25 protein-coding genes are annotated in these 25,806 nt (G+C 29.9%); 16 read left to right on the top strand and 9 right to left on the bottom strand.

Annotated features, from left to right (window positions below):
• The first annotated feature begins 105 nt into the window (after nucleotides 1–105).
• A complete protein-coding gene (locus FDT66_RS11035; RefSeq protein ID WP_138536463.1) occupies nucleotides 106–1,917 on the top strand; it encodes a GNAT family N-acyltransferase in 1,812 nt (603 codons plus the stop codon).
• Nucleotides 1,918–1,970: 53 nt separating this feature from the next.
• Here FDT66_RS11035 and FDT66_RS14055 read toward each other — a convergent pair whose 3' ends face one another.
• On the bottom strand, nucleotides 1,971–2,117 hold the full coding sequence (locus FDT66_RS14055) for a hypothetical protein (protein ID WP_171032371.1): 147 nt from the start codon (nucleotides 2,115–2,117) through the stop codon (nucleotides 1,971–1,973).
• 201 nt (nucleotides 2,118–2,318) lie between these two features.
• Here FDT66_RS14055 and FDT66_RS11030 point away from each other — a divergent pair, with 201 nt between their 5' ends.
• The 5 genes from FDT66_RS11030 to dnaG all read left to right on the top strand — a co-directional run bounded on the left by FDT66_RS11030 (nucleotide 2,319) and on the right by dnaG (nucleotide 8,535).
• Nucleotides 2,319–2,675: a phage holin family protein gene (locus FDT66_RS11030; protein ID WP_138536461.1), complete on the top strand. Its 357-nt coding sequence runs from the start codon at nucleotides 2,319–2,321 to the stop codon at nucleotides 2,673–2,675.
• A 97-nt stretch (nucleotides 2,676–2,772) separates the two neighbouring features.
• Nucleotides 2,773–4,095: a trigger factor gene (gene tig, locus FDT66_RS11025; RefSeq protein WP_138536459.1), complete on the top strand. Its 1,323-nt coding sequence runs from the start codon at nucleotides 2,773–2,775 to the stop codon at nucleotides 4,093–4,095.
• A gap of 189 nt (nucleotides 4,096–4,284) precedes the next feature.
• Nucleotides 4,285–4,947 (top strand): ATP-dependent Clp endopeptidase proteolytic subunit ClpP, encoded by a 663-nt coding sequence (gene clpP, locus FDT66_RS11020; RefSeq protein ID WP_138536457.1) that lies wholly within the window; start codon nucleotides 4,285–4,287, stop codon nucleotides 4,945–4,947.
• Between the two features lie 71 nt (nucleotides 4,948–5,018).
• On the top strand, nucleotides 5,019–6,257 hold the full coding sequence (gene clpX, locus FDT66_RS11015; RefSeq protein ID WP_138536455.1) for an ATP-dependent Clp protease ATP-binding subunit ClpX: 1,239 nt from the start codon (nucleotides 5,019–5,021) through the stop codon (nucleotides 6,255–6,257).
• A gap of 274 nt (nucleotides 6,258–6,531) precedes the next feature.
• Nucleotides 6,532–8,535 (top strand): DNA primase, encoded by a 2,004-nt coding sequence (gene dnaG / locus FDT66_RS11010; RefSeq protein WP_138536453.1) that lies wholly within the window; start codon nucleotides 6,532–6,534, stop codon nucleotides 8,533–8,535.
• 298 nt (nucleotides 8,536–8,833) lie between these two features.
• Here dnaG and nadE read toward each other — a convergent pair whose 3' ends face one another.
• Nucleotides 8,834–9,622, bottom strand: coding sequence for an NAD(+) synthase (gene nadE, locus FDT66_RS11005; protein ID WP_138536451.1), 789 nt, complete (start codon nucleotides 9,620–9,622; stop codon nucleotides 8,834–8,836).
• A gap of 59 nt (nucleotides 9,623–9,681) precedes the next feature.
• On the opposite strand from nadE, the gene gldB reads away from it, so the two are divergent.
• On the top strand, nucleotides 9,682–10,644 hold the full coding sequence (gene gldB, locus FDT66_RS11000; RefSeq protein WP_138536449.1) for a gliding motility lipoprotein GldB: 963 nt from the start codon (nucleotides 9,682–9,684) through the stop codon (nucleotides 10,642–10,644).
• On the top strand, nucleotides 10,644–10,982 hold the full coding sequence (gene gldC / locus FDT66_RS10995; RefSeq protein WP_138536447.1) for a gliding motility protein GldC: 339 nt from the start codon (nucleotides 10,644–10,646) through the stop codon (nucleotides 10,980–10,982). The genes gldB and gldC overlap by 1 nt, the downstream gene beginning before the upstream one ends.
• Nucleotides 10,983–11,143: 161 nt before the next feature.
• Here the strand turns inward: gldC and FDT66_RS10990 are convergent, their stop codons facing one another.
• From FDT66_RS10990 to rpsO, 4 genes are all read right to left on the bottom strand, one after another.
• On the bottom strand, nucleotides 11,144–12,655 hold the full coding sequence (locus FDT66_RS10990) for an OmpA family protein (protein WP_138536445.1): 1,512 nt from the start codon (nucleotides 12,653–12,655) through the stop codon (nucleotides 11,144–11,146).
• 75 nt (nucleotides 12,656–12,730) lie between these two features.
• Complete coding sequence (gene folK, locus FDT66_RS10985) at nucleotides 12,731–13,852, bottom strand: 2-amino-4-hydroxy-6-hydroxymethyldihydropteridine diphosphokinase (RefSeq protein WP_138536443.1); 1,122 nt, start codon at nucleotides 13,850–13,852, stop codon at nucleotides 12,731–12,733.
• Between the two features lie 110 nt (nucleotides 13,853–13,962).
• Nucleotides 13,963–16,209 (bottom strand): polyribonucleotide nucleotidyltransferase, encoded by a 2,247-nt coding sequence (locus FDT66_RS10980; RefSeq protein WP_138536441.1) that lies wholly within the window; start codon nucleotides 16,207–16,209, stop codon nucleotides 13,963–13,965.
• Nucleotides 16,210–16,397: 188 nt separating this feature from the next.
• Nucleotides 16,398–16,667, bottom strand: coding sequence for a 30S ribosomal protein S15 (rpsO, locus tag FDT66_RS10975; protein ID WP_138536439.1), 270 nt, complete (start codon nucleotides 16,665–16,667; stop codon nucleotides 16,398–16,400).
• A 485-nt stretch (nucleotides 16,668–17,152) separates the two neighbouring features.
• Between rpsO and FDT66_RS10970 the strand changes: the two genes are divergently transcribed.
• The 5 genes from FDT66_RS10970 to FDT66_RS10950 are packed head-to-tail and all read left to right on the top strand — an operon-like array spanning nucleotide 17,153 to nucleotide 21,272.
• The gene (locus tag FDT66_RS10970) at nucleotides 17,153–17,977 is read left to right on the top strand and encodes a prephenate dehydratase (RefSeq protein WP_138536437.1); all 825 of its coding nucleotides are present in this window, start codon (nucleotides 17,153–17,155) and stop codon (nucleotides 17,975–17,977) included.
• Nucleotides 17,974–19,116, top strand: a complete 1,143-nt coding sequence (locus tag FDT66_RS10965) for a pyridoxal phosphate-dependent aminotransferase (RefSeq protein ID WP_138536435.1) — start codon at nucleotides 17,974–17,976, stop codon at nucleotides 19,114–19,116. The genes FDT66_RS10970 and FDT66_RS10965 overlap by 4 nt, the downstream gene beginning before the upstream one ends.
• A 36-nt stretch (nucleotides 19,117–19,152) precedes the next feature.
• Nucleotides 19,153–19,314, top strand: coding sequence for a glycine zipper family protein (locus FDT66_RS10960; protein WP_138536433.1), 162 nt, complete (start codon nucleotides 19,153–19,155; stop codon nucleotides 19,312–19,314).
• 2 nt (nucleotides 19,315–19,316) lie between these two features.
• On the top strand, nucleotides 19,317–20,168 hold the full coding sequence (locus tag FDT66_RS10955) for a prephenate dehydrogenase (protein ID WP_138536431.1): 852 nt from the start codon (nucleotides 19,317–19,319) through the stop codon (nucleotides 20,166–20,168).
• Nucleotides 20,169–20,189: 21 nt separating this feature from the next.
• Nucleotides 20,190–21,272 (top strand): bifunctional 3-deoxy-7-phosphoheptulonate synthase/chorismate mutase type II, encoded by a 1,083-nt coding sequence (locus tag FDT66_RS10950; RefSeq protein ID WP_138536429.1) that lies wholly within the window; start codon nucleotides 20,190–20,192, stop codon nucleotides 21,270–21,272.
• A gap of 199 nt (nucleotides 21,273–21,471) precedes the next feature.
• Here the strand turns inward: FDT66_RS10950 and FDT66_RS10945 are convergent, their stop codons facing one another.
• Nucleotides 21,472–22,494 carry a metal-dependent hydrolase gene (locus FDT66_RS10945; RefSeq protein WP_138536427.1) on the bottom strand — a complete coding sequence of 341 codons (1,023 nt, stop codon included), beginning with the start codon at nucleotides 22,492–22,494 and terminating at the stop codon, nucleotides 21,472–21,474.
• An 81-nt stretch (nucleotides 22,495–22,575) separates the two neighbouring features.
• Here FDT66_RS10945 and nhaC point away from each other — a divergent pair, with 81 nt between their 5' ends.
• Genes nhaC through FDT66_RS10930 form a run of 3 tightly spaced genes read left to right on the top strand, consistent with a single transcriptional unit; the run spans nucleotide 22,576 to nucleotide 25,262 of the window.
• On the top strand, nucleotides 22,576–24,045 hold the full coding sequence (gene nhaC, locus FDT66_RS10940) for a Na+/H+ antiporter NhaC (protein ID WP_138536425.1): 1,470 nt from the start codon (nucleotides 22,576–22,578) through the stop codon (nucleotides 24,043–24,045).
• A gap of 1 nt (nucleotide 24,046) precedes the next feature.
• Nucleotides 24,047–24,505, top strand: coding sequence for a GNAT family N-acetyltransferase (locus FDT66_RS10935; protein WP_138536423.1), 459 nt, complete (start codon nucleotides 24,047–24,049; stop codon nucleotides 24,503–24,505).
• A 28-nt stretch (nucleotides 24,506–24,533) separates the two neighbouring features.
• Nucleotides 24,534–25,262 carry a phosphatase PAP2 family protein gene (locus FDT66_RS10930; protein ID WP_138536420.1) on the top strand — a complete coding sequence of 243 codons (729 nt, stop codon included), beginning with the start codon at nucleotides 24,534–24,536 and terminating at the stop codon, nucleotides 25,260–25,262.
• An 8-nt stretch (nucleotides 25,263–25,270) separates the two neighbouring features.
• Here the strand turns inward: FDT66_RS10930 and FDT66_RS10925 are convergent, their stop codons facing one another.
• Together FDT66_RS10925 and FDT66_RS10920 are read right to left on the bottom strand one after the other, a co-directional pair.
• Complete coding sequence (locus FDT66_RS10925; RefSeq protein ID WP_138536419.1) at nucleotides 25,271–25,510, bottom strand: hypothetical protein; 240 nt, start codon at nucleotides 25,508–25,510, stop codon at nucleotides 25,271–25,273.
• Complete coding sequence (locus FDT66_RS10920; protein ID WP_138536417.1) at nucleotides 25,494–25,781, bottom strand: hypothetical protein; 288 nt, start codon at nucleotides 25,779–25,781, stop codon at nucleotides 25,494–25,496. Before FDT66_RS10920 ends, FDT66_RS10925 begins: the two co-directional genes overlap by 17 nt.
• Nucleotides 25,782–25,806 lie beyond the last annotated feature (25 nt).

Below are 25,806 nucleotides of genomic sequence, written 5' to 3'. Positions count from 1 at the left end.
TGTAAAAGATTTGTACGTCTGAATTTGTTACCTGATTTGGCAACAATTTGGCAAATATGTAGTTCTTTTTTTTAGTATGTTTGCATTTAGGTCAATCAATAAATTATGGCATTAGTAACATCTAAAGAAATTTCGCAAGTAATTGGTTTAGAAAAACTTGGATTTCTTGGAACATTTGTTGGGTGGATTTTGTTAAGAATACTTCGTATTTCATCTATTAATAAAATTTACGATAAGAATAAAAACAAAACAGATTTAGATTTTTTAAATGGTGTTTTAGACGATTGTAATATAAAGTTTGAAATACCTGAAGAAGATTTAAAAAGAATACCAAAAGATGGTGCTTTTATAACAATTTCTAATCATCCTTTAGGTGGTATAGATGGTGTTTTACTATTAAAACTATTGATAGAAAAAAGAGCAGATTATAAAATTATTGCCAACTTTTTATTACATAGAATTGAGCCTTTAAAACCTTATGTAATGCCTGTAAATCCTTTTGAAACAAGAAAGGATGCAAAATCGAGTGTTGCAGGAATTAAAAGTGCATTATCACATTTAAAGGAAGGAAAACCATTGGGTATTTTTCCAGCAGGAGAAGTATCAACTTATAAAGATGGAAAATTAAAAGTAGACAAACCTTGGGAAGAAGGAGCTGTACGTTTAATAAAAAAAGCAAATGTTCCTGTAATTCCAATTTATTTCCATGCAAAAAACAGTCGTCTTTTTTACTTTTTATCCAAAATTTCAGATACGTTAAGAACTGCAAAATTACCTTCGGAAGTTATTTCTCAAGGTGGCAAAGTAGTAAAAGTTAGAATCGGAAAACCAATTTCTGTGGCTGACCAAAATGAATTTAAAGAAATTCCTGATTTTTATGAGTTCATTAGAAAAAAAACCTATATGTTGGCAAATCCTTTTGAGAAAGCGAACAAATTAATTTCTACTCAAAATATTAAAATTAAAAAACCAGCAAAAAAAATTACTTCTCAAAGAAATGTAGACTTATTTATAAAAGAAATTAACGCATTAAGAGAAAAAGATGCAAGATTATTAGAAAGTAAAAATTACGAAGTATTTTTTGCAAAAGCCAAAGACATTCCTAATTTAATTCACGAAATAGGTAGGTTACGTGAAATTACTTTTAGAGAAGTTGGAGAAGGAACCAACAAAGAGATAGATTTAGATAAGTTTGATAAATATTACCATCACCTATTACTGTGGGATCAAGAAGCAAATTGTTTGGCAGGAGCCTACAGAATGGGATTAGGAAAAGAAATTTATAAAAAATATGGTATCAACGGATTTTACATTCAAACCTTATTTAGAATTGAGCCAGAACTATTTCAAATGATGGAAAATACCATAGAAATGGGGCGTGCTTTTATAATTAGCGAATATCAACAAAAACCAATGCCTTTATTTTTACTTTGGAAAGGTATTGTACACGTTACTTTACGTTATCCAGAATATAAATATTTAATGGGTGGTGTTTCTATTAGTAATCAATTTTCAGATTTCTCAAAATCGTTAATGATTGAGTTTATGAAATCACATTACTACGATCCATACATAGCACAATATATTTATCCGAAGAAAGAGTACAAAGTAAAATTAAAAGACGGAGATAAAGATTTTGTTTTTGATGCAACACAATCAGACATGCAAAAGTTTGATAAAATTATTGATGAAATTGAACCAGGAGCATTAAGAATTCCTGTTTTAATAAAAAAATATGTAAAACAAAATGCACGTTTAGTAGCTTTTAATGTAGACCCTAAATTTAACAATGCAGTAGATGGTTTAATGTATATAAAAGTGGCAGATATACCAGAAAGTACTGTAAAACCTGTGATGGAAGAGTTTCAAGCAGAATTAGAAAGAAAAGCTACAGAATTACAGAATGAACATAAATAGTAATTAGTTAAATTAAAAAACGTCAATTTTTTTTAAACGGAGTGAGTAAAATATTATAAGTAATCTGAAAAATCAATTTTTTTGTTTTCAGACCCTTTTTCTTTAAGCTCTTCATAAATCAACATTTTAGTCTTAACAATTTCAATACCATCCATATCTAATAATTTCGCTTTTTTCTTTTTTTTATCTTTATTACCCATTAGCTTTCTATTATTTAAATCTTATAAAATCAAAAAAACGGATAAAAATTATTCTATTAATCAATATTCGTTGATAGCGAAGTTATAATTTTAAAATATTAAAAACAAACCAAACTACTTTATCATCTTTACAACCTGCCAAAACAGCAGACTTTACAATTTGGTATACTTTTGGTTATTTGAAATGAAAACAAATATAAAATGAAAACATTTTTAAAAATATTATTAACAGCAGTTGCAGTAATTATTTTAGCAAATATTTTACCGGGAATTTCTGTTGCAGGGTACGTTTCAGCAATAATAGTTGCAATTGTAATTGCACTGTTAAATATGATTGTAAGACCCTTACTCATCTTTTTTACATTGCCAGCAACCCTAGTAACTTTTGGCCTATTTATTTTTGTTATTAATGCCATTATAATCATGTTGGCAGATAAATTGGTGGATGGTTTTGCAGTTTCAGGCTTTTGGGCAGCATTATTTTTCAGTATTTTATTGTCAATATTTAGGTCAGCACTATTTTCATTACTTACAGATGAAAAAAAACAGCTGAATTAATAAAATAAACACTGAAATAGAACCACTTAAACATTTGTGCAATCAATTAAAAAGCGTAATTTTGCACTCGATTTTTTCAAGATAAAAGAATAAATAAATGAATATTACAAAAGAGAACATAGATGCGTTAAACGCAGTTGTAAAAGTTGATATTGTTGCAAACGATTATCAAGCGAAAGTAGACAAGTTACTAACAGATTATCGTAAGAAAGCAGACATTCCAGGTTTTAGAAAAGGGCACGTTCCTATGGGAATGATTAAAAAGCAATATGGTAAATCTATAATGATAGACGAAGTAAACAAGCTTTTACAGGATTCTTTAAATAAATTTATTACCGAAGAAAAATTAGATATTTTAGGAAATCCATTACCAAGAATTCAAGACGATTTCAATTGGGATGCAGATAAATTTTCTTTCGAATTTGAATTAGGTTTAGCACCAAAGTTTGATGTAGATTTAAAATCGAAGAAGAAAATTACAGCTTATAATATCATTGCTACAGAAGATTTATTAGACGAAGAAGTAAAAAATATTCAAACTCGTTATGGTAAAATGTCTTCTTTAGATGAAGTTACAGAAGATGCAAATGTTACAGGAACTTTTGTAAATGAAGAAAAAGAAATCAATAAAAAAGGTACTTTTTTAGTAAAAGATTTACAAGGAAAGAAAAACCAAAAGAAAATCATTGGAGCTAAAATTGGTGACGTAATTGAATTAGATACAAAAAAGTTATTTGAAGACGACCATAAATTACAACATATTTTAGGGGTTCCTCATGAAGAAATTCATGACTTAGATATCAAAGTTACTTTAACTATAGAAGATATTACAAAAACGGAACCTGCAGATTTAGATCAAGAATTATTTGATAAATTATTTCCTGATGGAAGTGTAAAAACAGCAACTGAATTAAGAGAAAAAATTAAGGAAGATGCAGAAAAGCAATTTGCACAACAAGCAGATCAACAATTATTAAATGCTGTAACAGAGCATTTAGTAGAAAACACAAAGTTTGATTTGCCGAAAGAGTTTTTGCAAAAATGGTTAGAAACAGCAGGTGAAAAACCATTATCTGCAGAAGAAGCAAAAGCTGAATTTGAAAAATCTGAAAAAGGTTTACGTTATCAATTAATTGAAGGAAAAGTGATGAAAGATAACGACATTAAATTAGATTATGCAGAATTGGTAGACTATGCAAAAGGATTTATCCGTACGCAAATGGCACAATTTGGCAATATGAATCCAGAAGAAAAAGAATTGGATGATATTGCTGGTAGAATTTTACAAAACCAAGAAGAAGCTCAAAAATTACAATCTCAATTAATTAGTCAAAAATTATTGGCTTTTTATAAAGAAAACATGAGTTTTAAAACAAAAGAAGTTTCTTACGAAGATTTCGTAAAAGAAGTTTACAAATAAATATTCTTAATTCTAAAATGTTACTTCGAGCGCAGTTGAGAAGTTTCTTTAGAATTTGATTATAAAAATTAGAAACCTGAATTGTAAAATTCAGGTTTTTTTACCGACAAACTCTAACAAAGCTGTAACAAAATAGTAAGAAAATAGTTCTTATATTTACAGTATAAAACTTAAAATAGAATCACAAAAATGGATTACGGAAAAGAGTTCGAGAAATACGCAACAAAACATCATGGAATTAGTAGTACTAATTTTACAAAAATAACAAGTAGTTTAACGCCATATATTATGGAAGAACGTCAAATGAACATCACTCAAATGGATGTTTTTTCACGTTTAATGATGGACAGAATTATTTTTTTAGGAACAGGAATTAACGATCAAGTTGCTAATGTAATTCAAGCACAATTACTGTTTTTAGAAAGTGTAGATGCTAATAAAGACATTTCAATATATATCAATTCTCCTGGAGGAGGTGTGTATGCAGGTTTAGGAATTTACGATACTATGCAGTTTATAAAGCCAGACGTTGCAACCATTTGTACAGGAATGGCAGCTTCTATGGGAGCAGTTTTAATGTGTGCTGGAGAAAAAGGAAAACGTTCTGCGTTACCACATTCCAGAATTATGATTCATCAACCTTTAGGAGGTGCTCAAGGTCAAGCTTCTGATATTGAAATTACTGCAAGAGAAATCTTAAAGTTAAAAGACGAATTGTATGCAATTATTGCACATCATTCAGGACAAACTGTAGAAAAAGTTCACAACGATTCAGATAGAGATTATTGGATGAAAGCAGATGAAGCAAAAGCATATGGAATGATTGACGAAATTTTAGCAAGAAAGAAATAGTTATTAGTTTTTAGTTTTTTGTTGATGGTTTATAGCCAACAACCAAAAACTATCAACCAAAAACCAATTAAATGTCAAAAGAAGAAAATTTAGAATGTTCGTTTTGCGGACGAAAAAAAGCAGAAACCGATTTGCTAATTGCAGGAATGGATGCTCACATTTGTGATAAATGTATAGAGCAAGCTCATGGAATTGTAGAAGAAGAAATTTCTGAATCAAAAACAAGCAATCTATCTAAAGATTTAACGCTAAAAAAACCTCTAGAAATTAAAGAATTTTTAGATCAATATATCATAGGACAAAACGAAACAAAACGTTCTATGGCTGTTGCTGTTTATAATCATTACAAAAGATTATTACAAACAAAAAATGATGAAGACGAAGTAGAAATCGAAAAATCGAACATTGTTTTAGTAGGAGAAACTGGAACAGGAAAAACATTGGTAGCAAAAACAATTGCAAAAATGTTAAACGTTCCTTTTTCAATTGTAGATGCTACCGTTTTAACACAAGCAGGTTATGTAGGTGAAGACGTAGAAAGCATTTTAAGCAGACTTTTACAAGCAGCAGATTATGATGTAGAAAAAGCACAAAGAGGTATTGTTTTTATAGATGAAATTGATAAAATTGCCAGAAAAGGAGACAATCCATCAATCACTAGAGATGTTTCTGGAGAAGGAGTACAACAAGCATTGTTAAAATTATTAGAAGGAACTGTTGTAAATGTCGCTCCAAAAGGTGGTAGAAAACATCCTGAACAAAAATTTGTAGAAGTAGATACAAAAGAAATTTTATTTATTGCTGGAGGCGCATTTTCAGGAATCGAAAAAATTATCAGCAAGCGTTTAAATATGCAAGCTGTAGGTTTTAGTGCTTCATTAGATGATGATAAAGTTGATGAGGAAAACTTGTTGCAATACATCATTCCATCAGACTTAAAAGCATTTGGTTTAATTCCAGAAATTATTGGACGTTTACCGGTTTTAAGTTACATGAATCCTTTGGATGCAACAACGTTAAGAGCCATTTTAACAGAGCCTAAAAATTCAATAATCAAGCAATATTCCAAGCTATTTACAATGGACGATGTCGCTTTTACTATTGAAGAAGAAGCATTAAATTATATCGTAGAAAAAGCAGTAGAGTATAAATTAGGTGCAAGAGGTTTACGCTCTTTATGTGAAGCTATTTTTACAGATGCAATGTTTGATTTACCAAGTTCTAACGAAAAAGAATTTAACGTAACCAAAGAATACGCAGAAGCAAAATTGACGAATACAACATTAAAAAAGTTGAGAGCTGCTTCTTAATTTTTTTGGCTCCACCTTTAAGGTCAGGCTGAAGTTTATATTGAGCGCAGTCGAAAGACACTCGCTTTTTTTGTAAAAGACAAAAAAGAGCTCAAACAATTGCTCAATCCTTAACGCATATTGTAAGCTAAAAAGAGGAAGTTCGTAAAAACAACTTTTAGAATACATACTAACCTCAAAGATTTTAAAACTTTGAGGTTTTTCATTTTATGAATTTCAAAAAATAAGGGTTCTAATTCTTATATTTGTCATTACTTTTCCAAACAAATAATAAATGATTTCAAGAAGTACTATAGACCGAGTTTTCGAATCTGCGAGAGTAGAAGAGGTAATTGGCGAATTTGTACAACTGAAAAAAGCAGGAAGTAACTTCAAAGGCTTGAGTCCTTTTGTAGACGAAAAATCACCTTCATTTATGGTTTCACCTGTAAAACAAATTTGGAAAGATTTTTCAACAGGAAAAGGAGGAAACGCAGTTTCATTTTTAATGGAACACGAACATTATACTTATCCAGAAGCTTTAAGGTGGTTAGCCAAAAAGTACAATATTGAAATAGAAGAAACCGAGCAAACATCTGAAGAAAAAGCACAGATGAATGAGCGAGAAAGTATGTTTTTGGTCTCTAAATTTGCCAAAGATTATTTTCACGAAACCATGCTAAACACCAACAAAGGAAAAGCAATCGGACTTTCTTATTTCAAAGAACGTGGTTTTACAAATGATACTATAAAAACATTTGAATTAGGATATTGTTTAGACGAATGGGATGGTTTTACAAACGCAGCTTTAGCAAAAGGTTACGGCTTAAAGTATTTAGCTTCTACAGGTTTAACCATTGTAAAAGAAAACAAACAATTCGATCGTTTTAAAGGACGTGTAATGTTTCCTATACATTCTATGTCTGGTCGTATTTTAGGTTTTGGAGGACGAATTTTAACCGCGGATAAAAAAGCTGCAAAATATTTAAATTCACCAGAAAGCGATATTTATCACAAGAGTAAAATCTTATATGGTTTATATCAAGCAAAAAAAGAAATCGCTAAACAAGACAATTGTTATTTGGTGGAAGGGTATACAGATGTTATTTCTTTTCATCAATCTGGTGTAGAAAATGTGGTTGCCTCTTCAGGAACTGCATTAACCTCAGATCAAATTCGTTTGGTAAACAGGTTAACAAAAAATATAACCGTACTTTTTGATGGTGATGCTGCAGGTGTTAGAGCTTCCATTCGTGGAATCGATTTAATTCTCGAACAAGGATTGAACGTGAAAGTGGTACAATTTCCAGATGGAGAAGATCCAGATAGTTTTGCAAAAGCACATTCAACTACCGAATTAAAAGAATATTTAGAAGACAAAGCACAAGACTTTATTAATTTTAAAGTATCACTTTTATTACAAGATTCTAATAACGATCCCATAAAAAAAGCGGGTGTAATTAGAGACATTGTTACAAGTATTTCTAAAATTCCAGACGGCATCAAAAGAGAAGTATACGTGCAAGAATGTGCGCGTATTATGGATATTTCTGAACGTGTTTTGTTTAGTGAATTAGCACAACTGCTTAAAAAAGATATTCAAGAAAAAAATAAAATAGCTAAAAAGCAACAATTTTCTCAACAAGACCCAAATGAGCCACCACCAGAATATTTTTTAGAGCAAGAACAAGCTCAAATGGGAGTGGTAAAAGGAAAAGTTGCAATTGAAAAAATAGATCAATTATCTATTTTAGAAAAAGAAATAATTAGAATTTTACTATTATTTGGCAATGAAGAGGCAGATTTTATTGAAGATATTGAAAATATAGATGAAGATGGTAGAGTAACCATTACCCATAAAAAATATTCGAATTTAGTTTCTGCTGAAATTTATGTACAATTACAAGAAGATGAAATTGAATTTACAAATACTGTTTTTCAAAATATTTATGTAGAGATAATTCACCATTTAAACCAGTTTCAAAAATTAGATTTAGATGCGCTAATAAATCATGAAGATAAAATTATTGCCACAACAGTAACTTCTATTTTAATGGATGAAGAAAAACATCAATTAAGTAATTGGGAGAGTAAAAATATTTATGTTACTTCTGCTTTAGAGTTGTTACCAAAATTAGTAAACGACGCAGTTTTTAATTTAAGAAGGGTTTTAATTGGAAAGAAAATTGATGAGTTGGTAAAGCAATCTACAGAAGATGTTCAGATAGATTTGGAAACTATCAAAAATTATACAGGCCTGAAAATGAAGCTGTTTAGAAAGCTAAACAGAGTAGTTTAATGTTATTAAATTGTAAAAAGGGGTATTTTCCCCTATAGAAATTTTAACATAATTAATAGTTTTTACGTATATTGCACCCGCTAAAGAGAAAAACCAAACGATTATGAAAAGAATTTTACAACTACTAAAAATCATTCAATTATTCATTTTATTACCTTTTGAAATCTCTAAAGGTTCAAAAAAAAGAGCTTATATGAGAATAAAAAAAATGATGATAGCTGCCAACTTGCTATAGCAAATTACAAAAAAAATAAAAATGCCTTCAGTTTAACTGAAGGCATTTTTGTTTTACAGTGTTTTATTTTAATTCATTAGGAATTTCACAAACAGGTATTGGAATCATTTTATGTTGGTTAATTCTATTTAATCTTTCATAAATTTTAAAAACCTCCTGTTTTCTTCCAGAAAAATCGTTGATGGTTTTTCCTTGATCTTGCATTTCCATAGCCCATTCTAGCTCATCATATGAAGCTCCAATTTGATCTTCATCAGTTCTACTATCTCCAAATAAACCATCTGTAGGTTGCGCTTTTTGAATTGAATTAGGAACATTTAAATAGGCCGCTAATTTATAAACTTCGGATTTCATTAAATCTGCAATAGGACTTAAATCCACACCACCATCACCATATTTTGTGTAAAAACCAACTCCAAAATCTTCTACCTTATTTCCTGTTCCTGCAACTAAATAACTATGTAAACCAGCAAAATAGTATAAGGTAGTCATTCGTAACCTAGCTCTAGTATTTGCTAAAGATAAATTTACTTTATCAGATGTTTTTACATCCGGAACCACATTTTTAAAATCTTCAAAAGTTGATGTTAAATCAACTCTTACCTCTGTGACATTCGAAAATTTTTCTTTTAATTGTTTAATATGTTCTTCTGCTCTTGTAACTTGGCTTTGTGCTTGATGAATAGGCATTTCTACACATAAAGTTGGTAAACCAGTTTTAGCACATAAAGTTGAAGTTAGTGCAGAATCAATACCTCCAGAAACTCCTACAACAAATCCTTTAACTTTTGCATTTAAGGCATAATCTTTTAACCAATTTACAATATAATCTGTAACTTTTTCAGTGTTCATTAATAAACTATTTTAGTATTTTTAACGTTCTATAATTCTATCAGCAATATACAAAGTTTATGAGGTTTTATCAATTTGTTTTATTAGTTTTCTTAGGTATAATGTCTTGTAAAAAAGATGGTTTACAAAATGTAGATGTATCTAATGTTGATGTTCAATTTTCTGTAGAAAGGTTTGATGTTGATTTTTATACATCAAATAAAGAAAATCTTCTAGAAATAAAACAAAAGTATCCTTATTTTTTTCCGCAACAAATTACAGATAGTATTTCTCTTGCAAAAATTAATAGTAAAGATGAACAAGAATTATTTGCAGAAACTCAAAAAATTTATAAAAATATTACTCCTTTAAAAGAACAGTTAACGTCACTTTTTAAGCACGTAAAATATCACAACCCTAAATTTAACTCACCTAAGGTTATAACTATGTTAACCAATATAGATTATGATAGCAGGGTACTTTATGCAGATAGTTTGTTAATTGTTTCTTTAGATGTTTACTTAGGAAAAAATCATAAGTTTTATGCTGATTATCCTAAGTATATTAAAGAAAATAATACTAAAAATCATATTGTTGTTGATGCAGCAAACGCTATTATAGCAAAACAAATTATACCATCAAACAACAGAAGCTTTATTAGTAAAATGATTGAAGAAGGAAAAAAAATGTATTTATTAGACATGTATTTACCATCCATTTCAGATAAAGAAAAAATTGGATTTGAAGCAAATAAGTATGATTGGGTTTTAAATAATGAAGAGCAAATTTGGGCTTATTTTATAGAAAAAGAACTATTATTTAGTACAGATACAAATTTGAACCAACGTTTTTTAGACGTTGCACCATTTTCTAAATTTTATATGGAACATGATAATTTATCTCCAGGAAGAGTTGGTGTATACATTGGTTGGCAAATAGTTCGATCTTATATGAATTATAATAATGATGTATCTTTGCAGGAATTATTAAATAAAAACGCAACAGATTTGTTTAAAGAATCTAAATATAAACCTAGAAAATAATGTCAGTAAAACATACTTCAGAAATAAAATTTAAAATTGGTTTAGACGAAAATAAAGTTCCAGAGGAAATATCTTGGACAGCCAAAGATGGTGGGATAAACAGTGAATCTTCAAAATCTATTATGATTTCTGTTTGGGATCATAAAAAGAAAGATACTTTACGAATGGACTTATGGACAAAAGATATGCCTGTTGATGAGATGAAGCAATTTTATCATCAAACGTTAGTTTCTATGGCAGATACTTTTGAACGCGCAACAGATGATACCAAAATGGGTGATACAATGCGTGATTTTTGTGAATACTTTGCCGAAAAATTAGAGCTTAAGAAAAAATAATATTTAAGATATTTATTTTATTATTTAAAGAGAGGTAAACTTATATCTGGTTTCGCCTTTTTTTTATTCATTAAAATCAAGTATCAATTCTTAATTCTGTGATAAAAAAAAAGAGACTACTTTAAAAGCAGTCTCTTTTTTTATTTATTAATAAAACATTGCTAATCTAATGATCCAGCAGCTTTAATTTCAACTCTTCTGTTCAACTGTCTTCCACCTTCATTATCGTTAGAAAACTTAGGTCTAGATTCTCCATAACCTTTAGCTTCTAATCTCTCGTTAGGAATACCTTGTTGTATCATATACTTTCTAACAGCATTTGCTCTTCTTTGAGATAAATATAAGTTATATCTGTCACTATTTCTATCATCTGTATGACCTTCAATAACAAACTTCACATCTGGTACTTCTTTCATAAGAGATACAATTTTATCAATAGTGTTAAAAGATATAGATTTAATTTTATCGCTATTTGTATCAAAATAAATACTAGCTGCTAACAATGCAATTTGTTGATTAATGTTTGAAGGGTTACCAGCCTCTTGTTTCGGACAACCTCTATTTTCTACAGTTCCAGGAGTTGCAGGACATAGATCTTTACCATCCATAATTCCATCACCATCAGAATCTATATTTAATGGACAACCTTCGTTTGATTCAGGGCCATATTCTAAAGGACATTTGTCTTTATAATCTGGTATTCCATCTTTATCAGAATCAACAGCTTTACCATTACCATAAACCATCACTCCAGCAGGTGTATTTGGCTCAATATCTAATTGATCCATTACACCATCTTTATCGGTATCAATAATTTTAAATTTACCTCTTTTATCTCCACCTTCATCACCCCAAATAGTGAAAACTTTTTTCTTTCCTAATTTTACAGCAACTCCTAAACTTGTCACAAAGAAAGTTTCCCAATCTTGTTTTCTAGAAATTGCAGCATCTAAGTGGTCTTCGTAGTTAAAATACATACCAGTTCTAAACTCTAAATCAATTCTTTTAGTAATTCTTCTTTTTAAACCAAATTGAGCAGATAGGTATATAGAAGTAGCATCATTTTTACTATTTCTTGAAGGGTTGTTTCCAAAATCAGCATCTGGTATAAAATTAGTACTACCATTTGCTAATTTTTCCCCTAATCTTGAATTATAGAATTGGTAACCGATACCAAAATAACCTGCAGCATGCCATTTTGTTGATGTAGTTTGATATAGATTAGAAAAACTAAATATTAAGTTTAATTCTAATCCATAAGATCTACCTTCAAAAAACATATTATTTAAGTCTCCAACATAATTATCTCTAGAAGAATCTGTTATATTAACATATGAGGGAACATGATTTGCTAAGTCTGAGTTAAAATACTGTGCTCCTCCAGACATTTGCGTATAAAAAAGTTTCCCTTCTAGACCCAGTAAAGGATTAAACATTTTATCTATATAAAAATAACCTCCAAAGTTCCAATAATTAGTATCATCTGAAGTTCCAATAGAACGTAAGTCTCCATGCATGATAAAATTACTCAAACCACCGCCAAAAGCCCAACTATTGCTATTTTCTAAGTCGATTCTGTTTCCGTAAGTAATTTCGTCTGTAGTAAATTGACCAAAAGATTTGGTTGATATTAAACAACCAAATAATAAAAGTGGTATTAAAATTCTCCTCATTTCTGTATAAAATATACTATTAATTCAACAATCGGGGGAATTATTTATTTTGCAAAAATATGATTTTTTTTTAAATTAAGCTTTTATTTTTTCAATAATGAATTTATAATCTTTTTCTTGATTTACGAAGTCTAATTCAGAGACGTCTACAATTAATAAATTTAAATCATTATGTGTATTTATAAAGCATTGGTATCCATCATGAATTTGTTTTAAATATTCAGATGTTATATTTTGCTCATATTTTCTCCCTCTGATTTTTATGTTTTCTAATAACCTGTCTGTGTTTTGATATAGATATACATACAAATCTGGCTTTTGGATTTCTTTGTACATTAAATTAAACATTTTTCTGTAAAGTAAGTACTCATCTTTAGAGAGTGTTACTTGTGCAAATATTAGAGATTTAAAAATATAATAATCTGATACAATAAAGTTTTTAAATAAGTCGAACTGCGCTAAATCATCGCTCAATTGTTGATATCTATCGGCTAAAAAACTCATTTCTAAAGGAAATGCATACCTTTCTTTGTCTTTATAAAATTTTGGTAAAAATGGGTTGTCAGCAAAACGTTCTAAAACTAATTTGGCATTAAAATCTTTTGACATCATTTTTGCTAATGATGTTTTTCCAGCTCCAATATTTCCTTCAATAGCAATGTAATTGTATTTTTCTGAAATTGGAATTGGACGAATTAAAGTGTTTTTAATTTTAGTAATTTTAGACGAATCATTACAGTTTTGTAAACAAAATGAAATGGTTTTTTGTATTACTGGGTGTGTTATGTTCTTTGCGATTTCAGCCAAAGGAACCAAAACAAACTTGCGTTGTAACATTTTTGAATGTGGTACAATTAGCGATTTAGATAAAATGATTTCTTGCCCAAATAATAGAATGTCAATATCTATATTTCTATCTTGATATTCTCCAGAATCGTTTCTTTGTCTACCTAACTCTTCTTCAATTTTTAATAAAGATTTTATGAGTTTTTGCGGAGATTGATAAGTGGATATTTTGATACATATATTTAAAAAATCATTACCCTTAAAGCCCCAAGAATCAGTCTTATAAACAGAAGATATTTTTAAAACATCACCAACTTTGTTCGCAATTGAATATATTGCTTTTTGTAGGTTTTCCAATTTATTACCTTGATTGGTTCCTAAAGATAAAAATGAGGTTTGTTGTATTTTCAAAGATTGATTTTAAAAACGGTGAAGTTAAAAATATATACAAAGAAACAAAAAAGCATAAAAAAATCGCCAATATTAATTGGCGATTTTTAAATATTTATAAAAAGAAAAAATTAATCTTCTTTTCTTGGTTCTCTAGGTTTTCTATCATCACGTCTGTTGTCACGTCCGCGATTATCTCTTCCTCTGTTATCACGTCCTCCAGAACGTTTGTCATCTCTTGGTGGTCTTGCTACATAACCTTCTGGTTTTGGTAACAAAGCTTTTCTAGAAACTTTTTCTTTACGAGTTCTTGGGTCTATTCCAAAATATTTTACATCTAAAACATCTCCCATTTTAACTACATCAGAAACATTGTCAGTTCTTTCCCAAGCCAATTCAGAAACATGTAATAAAACTTCATTTCCTGGAGCTTCTACATACTCTACAACAGCACCAAAATCTAACATTTTAATTACTTTCACTTCGTAAACGCTTCCAACTTCTGGTTTGAATAACATAGACTCAATTCTTGAAATTACAGTTTCAATTCCTTTTGGATCTGTACCTAAAATTTCAATAATACCTTCTTCTGTTACAGCATCTTCAGTAATAACAATAGTTGTTCCTGTTTCTTTCTGTAATTCTTGAATGTGTTTTCCTCCTGGACCAATAAAAGCACCAATTAAATCGTTTGGTATTCTTCTATTAATCATTTTTGGAGCGTGTGCTTTTACATCATCATTAGGAGCAGCAATTGTATCTGTTAATTTTCCTAAAATATGTAAACGTCCTTCGCGTGCTTGTTTTAATGCGTTTACTAAAATCTCGTAACTTAATCCTTTGATTTTAATATCCATTTGACAAGCTGTAATTCCGTCTGCAGTTCCAGTTACTTTAAAATCCATATCACCTAAATGATCTTCATCACCTAAAATATCAGATAAAACTGCATAATTTTCACCATTGGAAATTAATCCCATAGCAATACCAGAAACTGGTTTTTTTAACTGAACTCCAGCATCCATTAAAGCCATTGTTCCAGAACAAACTGTTGCCATAGAAGAAGAACCATTAGATTCTAAAACTTCTGAAACGACTCTTACTGTGTAAGGACAATCTGCAGGAATCATTCCTTTTAATGCTCTTTGTGCTAAATTTCCATGACCAACTTCTCTACGTGATGTTCCTCTAATTGGACGTGCTTCACCTGTTGAAAAAGGAGGGAAGTTATAATGTAAATAAAACGTTTCTTCACCTTCATAAGATGGCATATCTATTTGATTTGCTTCTCTTGAAGTTCCTAAAGTTACGGTTGCCAATGCTTGCGTTTCACCTCTAGTAAAGATAGATGAACCATGAGTTGATGGTAAATAATCTACCTCACACCAAATTGGTCTAATTTCATCTGTTTTACGTCCGTCTAAACGTAAACCTTCATTTAAAGTTAAATCTCTAATAGCAGCTTTTTCTGCTTTTGCATAATATTTTGAAACCAAACCACCATAATCTTCTAATTCTTCTTCAGAAAAAGTAGCTTTTATTTCTTCTTTTATTTCTGCGAATGCTGCGCTTCTTTCGTGTTTAGAAGAACCTGCTTTCGCAATTGCATACACTTTATCGTATGCCATATCATGAATTTTTTGTGCTAATTCGTCATCAGTTCTTTCACCTTCATATTCACGAGTTTCTTTTTTTCCGAAAGCTTCTGCTAAAGCAACTTGAGCAGCACATTGTACTTTAATAGCTTCGTGTGCAAATTTAATAGCGTCTGCCATTTCTTCTTCTGAACACTCATCCATTTCACCTTCTACCATCATTACAGAATCTGCAGAAGCACCAATCATCATATCAATATCTGCATTTGCTAATTGTGATCTATTTGGGTTGATGATAAATTCTCCATCTACTCTAGCAACTCTTACTTCCGAAATTGGAGTTTCGAAAGGAATGTCTGATAATTGAATCGCTGCAGATGCAGCTAAACCTGCTAATGCATCTGGCATCACATCATCATCATGAGACATCAACTGAATCATCACTTGCGTTTCTGCATGGTAATCTTTTGGAAATAATGGACGTAAAACTCTGTCCACCAAACGCATGGTTAATACTTCACCATCACTTGGTCTTGCTTCTCTTTTGAAAAATCCTCCAGGATAACGACCTGCAGCTGCAAATTTTTCTCTATAATCTACTGTAAGTGGTAAAAAATCAACGTCAGATTGCTTGTAGTTAGAAACTACTGTACATAATAACATTGCTTTTCCCATTTGAACAACAACAGAACCGTGCGCTTGTTTCGCTAATTTACCGGTTTCTAATGAGATGGTTCTTCCATCTCCAAGGTCTATGACCTCTCTAAATACTTTTGGAATCATAAAATTTAATTCTAATTTTTAATTACTGTTTGTTGTTGTGTTGTAGTTGTTGTGGATTTTCCAATGGAAATTCAAAAGGATTGTTAGTTCTCTTGATTTTTTTTATTAAGATTCTGTTAGTTAGGCAGAATGAAATACTTGTTAAATAAAAAAGAGGCACGTTTATAGAGCCTCTTTTTTTGTGAGAATTATTTTCTAATTCCTAATTCTTTAATAATTGCACGATATCTTAAAATATCTTTTTTCTTTAGATAATCTAATAAACTTCTACGCTTACCAACCATCATTACTAAAGAGCGCTCAGTATTATAATCTTTACGATTATTTTTTAAATGCTCTGTTAAGTGGTTAATTCTGTGCGTAAATAACGCAATTTGACCTTCTGAAGAACCAGTATCGTTTTTCCCTTTACCGTGTTTTTCGAAGATGCTTTCCTTTACTTCTTTAGTTAAGTACATGCCAATATTATTTAAATGATTTTTATGTATTTCCAATAGTTTTTCTATTGAAGGTGCAAATATAGTATTATTTTTCTTATTACAAACGCTTCAATTAAATCTATTTTAGTGTTTTTACTTTTGTTTAAAGTGTTTAGAATGAGAATATTTGAAATTTCAAAAGCAACTTTATTTTCAAAACTAAATTACAATTTGTAATTATTGAAGAAATCCATAAAATTATTAGAAAAAAGTATGTTATTTTTACCAAATTGCCAATTCTCCTGATTTTTTTTCAATAATATTTGTATATCTAAAATTAATCTTTAGATTTGTCACGCGAACAAAGAGCATAAAATGTTACACAACAATTTTACACGTTTCTATTTTTACTTTTACTTTTTTAGTAAGAGGAGAGGCTTTGTATCATGTTGTTAAGAAACATAAAATATATATAAAGTCTCGAATTTACTTCGAGGCTTTTTTTTTGATATGAATTGTAAATAATGAAAAAAATAATTGCCATACAAGGAGCAGAAGGTTCAAACCATCATAAGGTTGCAAGAGATTTTTATGGAGAGGATATTCAACTAATTGAGTGCATGTCTTTTGATACATTGGTAGGCAGTTTATTAGATAAAAGTGCTAATTTAGGAGTAATGGCTTTAGAAAATACAATTGCAGGATCTATAATTCCTAATTATGCTTTAATCGACAATAACAACCTACATATTATTGGTGAAGAATATTTAAATATACATCATCATTTAATGGCATTAAAAGGACAAAAAATTGAAGATATTAAAGAAGTTTGGTCACATCCAATGGCATTATTACAGTGCAAGGAGTTTTTTAAAAATCACACTCACATAAAGTTGGTAGAAGATGTTGATACTGCTGAAGTTGCTAAAAGAATCGCAAAAGAAAATTTAAAAGGTATTGCTGCTATAGCTCCCAAAATAGCTGCAGAAATTTTTCATTTGGCAATTATTGAAGATGAAATTCAGACAATAAAAGACAATTCAACAAGATTTGTAATAGTACAAACAAACGAGCCGTCAATAAATAAAGAAGTTAATAAAGCATCTTTAAAATTTCAGTTAAACCATAAAAGAGGAAGTTTAGCTGCCATTTTAAATGTATTAAGTGATTGCAAAATGAATTTAACCAAAATTCAATCTTTGCCAGTTATAGAAACACCTTGGAAATATTCATTTTTTGTAGATGTGACTTTTGATGATTATAAAGAATACCAAAAAGCAAAAGCAATTATTGAAATAATGGCTGAAGAATTTAAAATATTAGGAACTTATAAAAATGGGAGAATATGATTCAACCTGCAAAAAGACTAGATACTGTTCAAGAATATTATTTCTCTAAAAAATTAAGAGAAGTAAGAGGGTTAGTAGCTGCTGGAAAACCAATAATTAATATGGGAATTGGAAGTCCAGACTTACAACCACCTACAAAAGTTTTAGAAGCAATTCAAGGAAGTTTACATGATGTTGCTGCACACAAATATCAATCATATCAAGGTTTACCAGAATTAAGAAACGCAATTGCTACTTTTTATAAAAATAAATTTTCCGTAGCAACGAATTCAGAAAATGAAATTTTACCATTAATGGGAAGCAAAGAAGGAATTATGCATATTTCTATGGCTTTTTTAAACGAAGGCGATAAAGTGTTAATTCCAAATCCAGGATATCCAACATACACATCTGTGACTAAATTAGTGGGTGCAGAACCACTTTTTTACAATCTAAGTGCAAGTGATAATTGGCAACCAAATTTCGAAGAGTTAGAGCAGCAAGATTTATCTGAAGTTAAAATTATGTGGGTAAATTATCCACACATGCCAACAGGAACCAATGCAACTTTTAAAACATTCGAAAAGTTAGTTGCTTTCGGTAAAAAGCACCATATTTTAATTATAAACGACAATCCTTATAGTTTTATTTTAAATGATAATCCTATCAGCATTTTACAGGTTGAAGGCGCAAAAGACATAGCTTTAGAATTAAATTCTTTAAGTAAAACCTTTAATATGGCAGGTTGGCGAGTTGGAATGGTTTTAGGGAATTCAACCTATATCAACGAAATATTAAAAGTAAAATCGAATATGGATTCTGGCATGTTTTACGGAATTCAAAAAGGTGCTATAGAAGCTTTGCAATTATCTGATAATTGGTTTTCTAATCAGAATAAAATTTATCAAGAACGTAGAAAACTAATTTGGGAATTAGCAGATAAATTAAATGCTGTTTACGATAAAAACTCAACAGGATTATTTGTTTGGGCAAAAATACCTGAAGGAAAAAAATCTGAAGAAGTTACAGATACAGTTTTATACGAGAAAGATATTTTTATAACACCAGGAACTATTTTTGGTTCTCAGGGTGAAGGTTATATCCGTTTTTCACTTTGCGTAACATCGGAAGTTATTAAAGAAGCGATTAGTAGATTTTAATTCAGTTGGCAGTTAGTTTAAAAAAAACATAAAAAAATGAAGAAAAAATTAGGTTTGTGGATGGGTTTAGGAATTGCCATAGGAAGTGCAATTGGAGTAGTTTTTGGCAACTATGGTTTAGGAATTAGTTTAGGGCTTTCTTTGGGAGTTGCGATTGGCGTTATTCAACAAAAAAAGGAAGATCAAAAAAAAGAGTAAAAATGAAAAATATATTTTTTATTGGTGTTGGTTTAATTGGAGGTAGTTTTGCAATTGATATTAAAAATTACAATCCAGAAGCTGTAATTCATGGAATTAGTAGAAAAGACGAAACTCTAAATAAAGCGTTAGAATTAAAATTAATTGACCAAAAAGCAACAATAGACGATTTAAAAAATGCAGATTTGGTAATTGTATCAATTCCTGTAGATGCCACTGTAAAATTACTACCAACTATCTTAGATAAAATTTCTGATACTACTTTAGTTGTAGATGCAGGTTCCACAAAAGAAGCTATTTGTAAAGCAGTTGAACATCATAAAAGAAGGCGCAACTTTTTAGCTTGTCACCCAATTGCAGGTACTGAAAAATCTGGACCAACTGCAGCCATTTCTGGCTTGTATAAAGGGAAAACCAATATTATTTGTGAAGTTGAAAAAACAACTTTCAAATTACAAGAAAAAGCATTAGACCTTTTTAGAGCCATTGGAATGCGTATTAGATATATGGATCCAGTTTCTCATGACAAACATATTGCGTATGTTTCGCACTTATCTCACATTAGTGCATTTATGTTAGGTAAAACAGTTATCAATAAAGAAAAAAACGAACGTGATATTTTTGATATGGCAGGTTCTGGTTTTGAATCTACTGTACGTTTGGCAAAAAGTTCACCAGCCATGTGGACACCAATTTTTAAACAAAATAAAGAAAACGTCATAGAAACGTTAGAAGAATACATCAATAATTTACAAAACTTTAAAGAATTGATGCAACAAGATAATTTCTCCGAAATTTTCAAAGAAATGGAGAACACAAATTATATAAAACAAATTTTAAACGGCATAAAATAAAAGCCAAAACAAGTAGAAAGAATGAAGAATACAAAAGAATTAAGAACATGGTTGGACGATATGAAATTAGATCATCCACTAGTAATAGCAGGGCCTTGTAGTGCAGAAACCGAAGAACAGGTTTTAAAAATTGCACACGAATTAAAAGATTCTGATGTAAATTATTTCCGAGCAGGAATTTGGAAGCCAAGAACAAGACCAGGAAATTTTGAAGGTGTTGGTGCTTTAGGTTTAGGATGGTTAAAAAAGGTAAAAGAACAAACAGGTATGAAAACCTGTACAGAAGTTGCAAACGCAGCACACGTTAAATTGGCGTTAGAAAACGATGTTGATTTATTATGGATTGGTGCACGATCTACAGTATCACCTTTTATCATGCAAGAAATTGCAGATGCTTTAGAAGGAACAGATAAAATTGTATTGGTAAAAAATCCAGTAAATCCAGATTTGGCTTTATGGTTGGGAGGAATTGAAAGATTGTATACTGCAGGAATTAAAAATTTAGGAGCTATTCACAGAGGATTTTCAACTTACGAAAAATCTAAATATAGAAATATTCCAGAATGGCAATTAGCCATTGAGTTTCAAAATAAATTTCCAGATTTACCATTAATTTGCGACCCTTCGCACATTACAGGAAACAGAGAAATGATTTTTGACGTTTCGCAAACTGCGTTAGATTTGAATTTTGATGGTTTAATGATTGAGACTCATTTCGATCCAGATAACGCATGGAGTGATGCAGCACAACAAGTTACACCAACAAAGTTAAAGCAAATTATGGAAGATTTAAAAATTAGAAAAGAAACTGAAACCGATTCAGGTTACAGAGATTCTTTAGATAATTTAAGAGCTCAAATCAACGTAATAGATGGTCAATTAATTGAAATGTTAGGTAAAAGAATGGGTGTTGCCGATAAAATTGGCGAACTTAAAAAAGAGAAAAACGTTGCAGTTTTACAATCAAGACGTTGGAATGAAATTCTTGGAAACATGATTTTAGAAGGCGAAAGCAGAGGTTTAAGTGAAGAATTTGTATTGAAAATGTTTAAGGCAATTCACCAAGAATCTATCAATCATCAAGAAAAAATTATTAAAGGATAGTTTTTGGGCGTTAGCTAGAGGAAAAGCTAAAGTTTATCTTGAATGCAGTCGAAAGACACTCGTTTTTTTTGTAAAATAAAAAAGAGTTCAAGCAATTGCTCAATCTTAAACGCGTATTACGTATCTGAAAAGAAAGTATTTAAAAATACGACTATACAACCTCACAGTTATTAATAACTGTGAGGTTTATTTATTGTAACTAAATACCCCAAAATCGTTCTGTAAATTTTGCAAAATCTTCTTTATTTGGCGGAGTTCCATCAAAAGGTAAAATATCCCACTCTTCATTTTCAAAGAAAATTGTAAAATTAAAAACAGATGTATTTATATCTTCAGGGTTAATCATTGGATATCTCAAATCTACATATTTATAAGTACCTACTTTTTCTTTTTTGTAGATGTTATAATAGTCATTGCTAAACCAAGTTAAGATTTTCAAATTTTCTTCTTCCATATTTAATAAATCATGATTTTTAGGAATCGTTAAAATCTTACCTGTATAATTTTTACTATCAAATAACGAATAAAAAGTAGCATAATAATTATTTTTATCTTCTGCCACAGCATACCAAAGTATATTATTAAAAATAGTTGGTTGAGAAGAAAAACGTATGTAAGCTATATTTGCTTTTTTAAATGAATTTTGAAAAATAGAATTCATATAAAACTTGTTTGCAATGGTAAACAACATGTAAGTAGCACTAATGTAAATTCCAGCTTTAGTCCACAGCAAACGTTTTGGATTTTTTCTTTTAAAAAACAATACAACAATTACACAAATTAAAAAAGGCAATGTGTATAAAGGGTCTACTACAGAAATGTTATTAAAAGCAATTCTATAATCAGAAAAAGGGGCAAATAGCTGTGTTCCATAAGGTGTAAAACAATCTAAAATAGGGTGAGTAAAAATGGATAAAAAAAAGAGCCAAATCCAGTCTTTTTGAGTAGTAGTTTGTGTTCTTTTGCCTGTGTTATATAATTTATAAGCAATCCATCCAAAAATAAAAGCTCCTATAAATGCAAATAAAATTGAGTGCATGAATCCACGATGAAAAGCCATTGCTTGAATCTCATTAGCATATAAAAGTTTGCCAATAAAAACATCTAAATCTGGAATGGTACCTCCAATTGCTCCAAACAACAAAGCTTTGTTTCCAATTTTTTTACCAAGAACAATTTCGCCACAAGCAGCACCTAAAACAATTTGTGTTAATGAATCCATAAACACAAAAATAGGTCAACCAAATCAATTTGCATAACTTCTTCTAAAATCGTAACATTACAAAACAAAATATATTATAAAATGCCTGACGAAAAAAACCTTTCAGAGATAAATATCGAGGATCAAAAAATTGTAGATAATAAAGAATTAAATCTTTTTGAATCTTTAATTCCTGTTATAATTTTAATGTGTTTGTTGGCGTATAATATCTTTTTTGTTGACGGACAAGAATGGTTTGGAGCTTATACAAATCAGTACATATTATTAATGGGTGGTTTGGTTGCAGCTGGAGTTGGTTTTTTTAATAAAGTTTCTTTTGCAACAATGATTGCTGAAGTTTGGGAAAACTGGAAAAGTGTTTTTGTACCTATTATGATTCTTTTTTTGGTAGGAGCATTAGCAGGAAGTTGGCTGGTTAGTGGAATTATTCCTGCAATGGTTTATTATGGGCTGCAAGTTTTAAGTCCAGAAATATTTTTACCAGCATCTGTTATCATTGCAGCTATCATTTCTATTGCTACTGGAAGTTCCTGGACAACATCTGCAACAGTTGGTATTGCTTTAGTAGGAATTGGAAGTGCCTTAGGAATCGCCCCAGGAATGATTGCTGGAGCCGTAATTTCAGGAGCTTATTTTGGTGATAAAATGTCTCCTCTTTCAGATACTACAAACTTGGCGCCAGCAATGGCTGGTACAGATTTGTTTACACACATAAAGTACATGGCAATTACAACAGTACCAACTATTATAGTTACATTAATTGTTTTTGCAATAATTAGTGGAAATATAGATACTACTGGAAGTGCAGATATAAGTAACTTATTGGTTTCTATAAAAAACACCTTCCATATTTCTCCTTGGTTATTTTTGGTTCCAGGAATTGTAATTGTAATGATATTAATGAAAACAAAACCATTAATAGCTTTAGGAACAGGTGTTGTTTTAGCAGCAGTTTTTGCATTTATTTTTCAAGCCGATGTTTTAGCAAATTTATCAGACTCTAAATTCACTTCAATTACAAATGCTATTTTAACAGAAACAAATATCGAAACCGATAATGATAAATTATCAGAATTATTTTCTTCAGGTGGAATGAATGGAATGATTTGGACAATCTTACTAATAATTTGCGCGATGGTTTTTGGCGGAATAATGGATGCTATTGGAGCTTTGGCAAAAATCACGAAAAGCTTATTGTCTGTTGCAAGTTCTGTTTTTGGACTTTTTGCAAGTACTGTTGCAAGTTGTTTGGGGTTAAATGCAATTGCATCTGACCAGTATTTGGCAATTGTAATTCCTGGAAAAATGTTTAAAAAAGCATATGAAGATAAAGGTTTAGCACCAGAAAATTTAAGTAGAACTTTAGAAGATTCAGGAACTGTAACTTCGGTTTTAATTCCTTGGAATACTTGTGGAGCTTACCAAAGTAGCGTTTTAGGAGTTTCTGTAGCAGATTATTTTGTGTATGCTATTTTTAATTATTTAAGTCCGTTTACAACCTTACTATTTGCAGCTTTAAACATAAAAATAAGACAATTAGTAAAAAAATAACATGATTGTTAAAGCAGTACTTTCAGATGCAAATAAACTTACTGAAATAGCAATAAAATCCAAAGCTTTTTGGGGTTATTCAGATGAATTAATAGAAAGTTGGCGAGAAGATTTAACGGTAACACCAAAAATGTTTCAAGATTTTAATATCTATAAATATATTGTAGATACTGAAATTGCAGGTTTTTATATTTTATATAGAGCCAATATTAGAACAAGTTTTTTAGAATTTTTATTTGTTTCACCAAAATTCATAAATCAAGGAATTGGCAAACAGCTATTAGATCATGCAATTAGATATTGTATTGGAGGTTCATCTGCAATATTAAATGTATTGTCAGACCCAAATGCAGAGGCATTTTATGCCAAACATGGTTTTAAAGTAATTGGCAGAAGAGAAAGCTCTATAAAAGGCAGATTGCTACCAGAAATGGAATTAGAGTTTCCTGAAAATATGTAGTTTTGTTTTTATTAAGATTTGTTGAGCTATGCAAAAGGAAGTAAAATTTATTATTCAAAAATTTAGAGAATTTCTATCAAGAAAAATCAATAAATATGATGAAAAATTACCTTACATTTTCACTGTTATTATTGCTTTAATTATAGTTATTTCTGGTATTAAAATTTTTGTTGAGCTTACAGAAAACCTTCACACAGACGTATTAGGAGCTTTTGATACAAAAATTACAGATTATATTATTTCTTTCAGAAATCCTGCCTTAACAAGTTATTTTTCGTTTGTAACAGAAGTTGGAGACGCTTTAGGATATTTGGTCGTGTTTACTTTGTGCTCTATATTATTTTATTTCATTTTTAAAAGATGGAAATATGCGGGTCAATTAACTTTGGTATTACTTTTAGCATTAAGTTCTAATGTGATTTTAAAACAAATAATTAATAGAGCAAGACCTACTTTAGAGCATTTGGTAACTGTTAAAACATTAAGTTACCCAAGTGGACATGCTATGACAGCTATGGCTTTTTATGGCTTTTTAATTTATTTAATAACTACTTTTAATATTCGTAAAGTTTTAAAATTTAGTTTTATTACACTTTTATCTTTTTTAATTTTAAGTATTGGAATTAGTAGAATTTATTTGGGTGTACATTTTCCATCAGATATTTTAGGAGGCTTTATAGCAGGTTTTGTTTGGGTAATTTTTTGTGTTTTGTTACTGAATATTTTAAAATTATTTAAAGAAGACCCTGTTACCTAATTTTAAAATTATTTTTTATTCTTAGGGATATTTAAAATTCCAGAAATTAACAATAAAATCCATGGAGTTCCATGTAGTAATACATCAAACCAATCTTTGGCTTTCATTCCGTTTTCAGGTGAGAAAGCATTTCCACCCAAAATCCATTGCAATTTTCCCCAAATATGAGGTGGATTAAAAGGAGCTAACCCCAAAGTTAAGCTTGCTAGTAGAAAAATTTTCCAGTTGTTTTTAAGTTGCTTTTTCATCTTTTTTTAATTGATAGCTTTTGTAAATAGAAAAAATAAATACAGTTATTGTATGGAACATAAAGCTTAAAATTATTCTACCTAAAGCTCCTAAACCATATTCATCATGTCCCCAAATATTTTTTCCATAAAAAATAATAACATATAAATAAAAAGCTACTAAGAATGTATTCAAAAGTAAAAACCTAAAAAATTGCTTCCAATAAGATAATACGTAAATACTCACTATCCAGATAATTAAAAAAAATAAAGCAGTAAATATTAAGTACATTTTTTAATTAATTATTTAAACACTT

This window comes from Polaribacter aestuariivivens (genome assembly GCF_005885675.1).
Taxonomy (GTDB): domain Bacteria; phylum Bacteroidota; class Bacteroidia; order Flavobacteriales; family Flavobacteriaceae; genus Polaribacter; species Polaribacter aestuariivivens.
This window is presented reverse-complemented; position numbering and strand designations above follow the sequence as displayed.